Below are 3,378 nucleotides of genomic sequence, written 5' to 3'. Positions count from 1 at the left end.
GTCGCCCGCACCATCGACTCCGACCGGAAGCACCTCACCTCGGTGCTCCGTGCGGCGGCGGCGCACCGCGGCGCCTCGTTCGTCGAGATCTACCAAAACTGCCCCATCTTCAACGACGGCGCCTTCGACACCCTCAAAGAACCCGGCGACAAAGAACAACGACTCATCCCCCTCCACCACGGCAAACCCATCCGCTTCGGACCCAACAACGAATTCGCGATACTGCGCGGCGCCTCCGGCGGCCTGGAAGTCGGGCCGTACGACCCCGACCGGGTGGTCATACACGACGCCGGCACCGAGGACCCGTCCTACGCGTTCGCGCTGTCCCGGCTGTCGACGCAGGACCTGTCCCACACGGTCACCGGCATCTACCGGAACGTGTCCCGGCCGACCTACGACGACCAGGCCCGCGCCCAGGTCGCCGCCGCGACCCGACCAGCGGACCTGGGGTCACTCCTCGCCGGCAGTGACACCTGGACCGTCGGCTGAGCAACGCAGCCACACCGGACCCCCCGTCCCGGACTCCCACTCGCGGTACGCCCGCACGACCAGTGCGTGGAACCGAACGCGCGGGGTCGGCCCCGCGTCCAGCGCCATCGCCGTCACGACTGTCGGCATGAGGCGCCGCGGCACCCCGTCCGTCTCCGCCATGCCCGCCTCCTTTCGGCCTGGTCACCAGGGTCAGCCTCCTACCTTGGGTCGCGCTCGCAACAGACACGAAAACCCGCGGTAGCGATCTCTTTACCACGAGTCGCCAAGATAGGGATGACCTGTCGAGCAGCCTTCGAGCTGCCTTCCAGCGCGGGTGAGGAAACTCAGAGCAGACCCTGGCGCCTGGAACTGCCGGAGGGAGCGGATGACATGACAGAGCTGAGGATCTGGACGGCTCGCCACACGACAAGGGTCGCCGCGCCCCCGAAGCGGGTGTTCGAGGTCGTGGCGAACGTCGACCGCTGGCCGGCCCTGCTGGCCCCGCTGCTGGCGGTCGAGCATCTCGGTTTCGACGGCGTCTGCGAGCGCGTGCGGTTCGCGCAGCAGGTGGACGGCGTCACGACGACCGACCTGACCATGGTGCGCGAGCTCAACCCGAAGCGGATGCAGGTCCGCTTCCGCCAGGTCGACGTCCGCCCGCCGGTCGCGACGATGGGCGGCATCTGGGTGGTCGTGCCGAAGGGCCGCGGCGCGCTGGTGGCCCTCGACCACTACTACCGCGTCGTGGACAACGACCCGGTCACCGCGGCCGCGGTGGAACGCACGATCGCCGCCGGCAGCATGTCGATGCTGGAGGCCCTGCGGCAGACCGTGGACTCGGACGGCATCCCCGAACTGGTGAAGTCGTACTCGGACATTGGGGTCACACATGACGCACGCTGACTTACCGGTCGGTTCCGCCGACGTACTGACCAGTGTGGCCGCGCGGACGTGGCCGGACCGCGCCGCGCTGCGCACGGGCGCCAGCGCGGTGACGTTCGCCGAGCTGGACCGCGCGGTGTCCCGGCTGGCGTTCGGCCTGCGGCAGTCCCTGGGCGGCGACGGCCTGACGGTCGCCGTGTCGGCGCTGCCGGGCCTGGACTTCCCGACCGCGTTCTTCGGAATCATCCGCAGTGGCAACGTCGCGGCCCCGGTGGACCCCCGCCTCCCGCCGGCCGAGCTCGCCGACTTCCTGGCCGTGACCAGGGCCCGCGCGGTGATCCTCGGCCGCGCGATGTACGAACGGGTGCGCCCGGTGCTGGGTGCCCAGCTGGAGCTCGTGCTGCTGCTGGACGCCCCGGCCGAGACCGGCGTGCTGACCTGCGCCGAGCTGGCGACGGCCGGCACGCTGCTGGTCGAACCCCGCGACCGCGACGAACGCGAACCCGCCGCGATCATGTCCGGCCTGGTCACCCACCACGTCCTGAAGGCACGCGCGGCGGCGGTGGGCCTCACCCCGGCCACGGTCGTCCTGAACTCGGCGCCGGTGTTCGACGCGACCCAGCTCTGCGCCGCCGTCCTGGGCGGCGCGACGCAGCTGCTGTCCAGGGACGGCTCGCTGGCGCCGAGCGCGACCCACCTGGTCACCGAGCAGGGCCTGCTGAAGGCAGCGTCGTGACCAGCACGGTCCTGACCACGGTCGACCGCGAGGGCTGGTGGTGGGCCTGCCCGGCGACCTCGGTCGCGTCGCTGTCGGTCTCGGCGGGACAGCGGCTGCTCGCGATCAGCATCGCCCCGGACGCGGCCGGCCGCGACACCTTCGCGACGGCGGATGCCCTGGCCATCCACGTGTTAGGTCCCGAACAGGAGGCCCTGGCCGACCACTTCGCGCGGCACCCCACGGACTTCGACACGGCCCAGTCGGCCCACGGCCTCCGGGTCGAATGCGGCTTCGAGGCCGTGCCGCTGCTGGCCGACGTCGCCTCCCGGCTGGAGTGCCGGCGGGTCAACGTCCTGACCGTGGACGAGAAGGTCGTACTGCTGGCCAAGGTGGTCCGGAGCCACCCGGCCCCGCTGCTGCGGCAGGCCAGCTAGCACCGGGTCTGCCCGAACGGGGGCGTTCGGGGCCGCTTGCACGGCCCCGCATCCCGCGGGTTTCCGTCAGGGTTGAAGGACGTCCTCGGCGGGGTTGTCCGCGAACAGGGAGTCGATCTCGTGGGCGTACTTCTCGCTGATCGGCCTGCGGCGGAGCTTCATCGTCGGGGTCAGCTCGTCGCCGCCCGGCTCCCAGGCCGCCGGCAGCAGCCGGATCCGCTTCACCTGCTCGACGCGGGCGAGCCGCTCGTTGCCCTCCTTGACACCCCTGAGCACCGCCGCGCGGATCTCCGGGTGCGCCACCAGTTCCGCGGGTGACGCGCCGCCGAACCCGTGCTGCTGCGCGAAGGCCGCCGCCGCGTCCGGGTCGAGCACCGCGATCGCCGCGACGTACGGGCGGTTGTCGCCGATCGCGACCACCTGGCCGACCAGCGAGGTCGCCGCCTTGATCGCGTTCTCGATGTTCGACGGCGACATGTTCTTGCCGGACGCGTTGATGATCAGTTCCTTCTTGCGGTCCACGATCTTCACGTAACCGCCGGAGTCGATCTCCGCGATGTCACCCGTGTGCAGCCACCCGTCGGCGTCGATGGTCTGGGCCGTCTTCTCCGGGTCGTTGCGGTAGCCGCGCATGACCGACGGGCCGCGGGTCAGTAGCTCGCCGTCCTCGGCCAGCCTGACCTCCATGCCCTGCATGGTCCGCCCGACCGTGCCGAGCTTCGTCTGCCCCGGCGCGTTCGCCGTGGTGGCGCCGCCCGTCTCGGACATGCCCCACACCTCGTAGATGCGGATCCCCAGGCCCCAGAAGAACTCCAGCAGCTCCGGCGCGATCGCCGACGCGCCGGACGCCGGGGCCGTGCACTGGTCCAGACC

Annotated in this window: 5 protein-coding genes and 1 pseudogene; 4 read left to right on the top strand and 2 right to left on the bottom strand. The window is 71.3% G+C overall.

What is annotated here, in order from left to right; genetic code table 11:
* Positions 1 to 489 (top strand): annotated as a pseudogene (locus ACJ73U_RS31425) (2-oxoacid:ferredoxin oxidoreductase subunit beta); the annotation flags it as partial.
* On the opposite strand, the gene ACJ73U_RS31420 reads toward ACJ73U_RS31425, so the two are convergent.
* Positions 451 to 651, bottom strand: coding sequence for a hypothetical protein (locus ACJ73U_RS31420; RefSeq protein ID WP_407781357.1), 201 nt, complete (start codon positions 649 to 651; stop codon positions 451 to 453). The pseudogene ACJ73U_RS31425 and the gene ACJ73U_RS31420 sit on opposite strands and share 39 nt — an antisense overlap.
* A gap of 210 nt (positions 652 to 861) precedes the next feature.
* On the opposite strand from ACJ73U_RS31420, the gene ACJ73U_RS31415 reads away from it, so the two are divergent.
* The 3 genes from ACJ73U_RS31415 to ACJ73U_RS31405 are packed head-to-tail and all read left to right on the top strand — an operon-like array spanning position 862 to position 2,505.
* Complete coding sequence (locus tag ACJ73U_RS31415) at positions 862 to 1,374, top strand: SRPBCC family protein (RefSeq protein ID WP_407781356.1); 513 nt, start codon at positions 862 to 864, stop codon at positions 1,372 to 1,374.
* The gene (locus tag ACJ73U_RS31410) at positions 1,361 to 2,089 is read left to right on the top strand and encodes an AMP-binding protein (RefSeq protein ID WP_407781355.1); all 729 of its coding nucleotides are present in this window, start codon (positions 1,361 to 1,363) and stop codon (positions 2,087 to 2,089) included. Before ACJ73U_RS31415 ends, ACJ73U_RS31410 begins: the two co-directional genes overlap by 14 nt.
* Positions 2,086 to 2,505 (top strand): flavin reductase family protein, encoded by a 420-nt coding sequence (locus tag ACJ73U_RS31405; RefSeq protein ID WP_407781354.1) that lies wholly within the window; start codon positions 2,086 to 2,088, stop codon positions 2,503 to 2,505. The genes ACJ73U_RS31410 and ACJ73U_RS31405 overlap by 4 nt, the downstream gene beginning before the upstream one ends.
* Before the next feature lie 66 nt (positions 2,506 to 2,571).
* Here ACJ73U_RS31405 and ACJ73U_RS31400 read toward each other — a convergent pair.
* The coding region (locus ACJ73U_RS31400) for an AMP-dependent synthetase/ligase (RefSeq protein ID WP_407781353.1) at positions 2,572 to 3,378 on the bottom strand (807 nt) is incomplete at its 5' end.

The sequence above is a fragment of the Actinophytocola sp. genome (assembly GCF_045807065.1).
Taxonomy (GTDB): Bacteria; Actinomycetota; Actinomycetes; order Mycobacteriales; family Pseudonocardiaceae; genus Actinophytocola.
The sequence above is the reverse complement of the archived record's forward strand: the minus strand, read 5'-3'. Positions and strand labels throughout refer to the sequence as shown.